Annotated in this window: 1 protein-coding gene; it reads right to left on the minus strand. The window is 74.1% G+C overall.

The genetic code is table 11. From position 1 onward, the window contains the following. The coding region (locus CS062_RS25335; RefSeq protein ID WP_199174381.1) for a P1 family peptidase at positions 1-483 on the minus strand (483 nt) is incomplete at both ends.

Here is a 483-nt window from a genome sequence, read left to right on the forward strand (position 1 = left end):
CGCCAGCGCGAACACCGTATCGCCATCGAGCGGGGTGTGACACGGCCGGAGGGTGCGCGCGAGACCGTCGTGCGACGCGACCGCGACGCGTTTGCACGCGGCCGGGCTCAGTTCGGCGTCGGTCGCGACGACCGCGATGGTGGTGTTGAGCGGGCTGAGTTCGGTGCGCAGATCGGCGTAGCCGGTCAGCCGGTCGGCCGGCGGCGGGATCAGGCCGAACTCCTCGACGTACTCGGCCATCCACGGCAGGCCCGTGGCCGGGTCGACCGCGTCGCCAGCGGCGTTGACCACCACCACCGCGCCCACGGTGACGCCGTTCTCCAACGTCATCGACGCGGTTCCGACACCGCCCTTGAGCACCCCGACACGCGCGCCGACGCCCGCGCCGACGGTGCCGAGCGCGAACTCGGTGCCCGCCGAGGCGGCGGCCTCGTAACCGAACTGGGCGGTCGGGCGGGCACCCCACGCGCCGACCGGCAGGTC

The organism is Roseateles chitinivorans (genome assembly GCF_002761755.1).
GTDB lineage: Bacteria > Pseudomonadota > Gammaproteobacteria > Burkholderiales > Burkholderiaceae_C > Roseateles > Roseateles chitinivorans.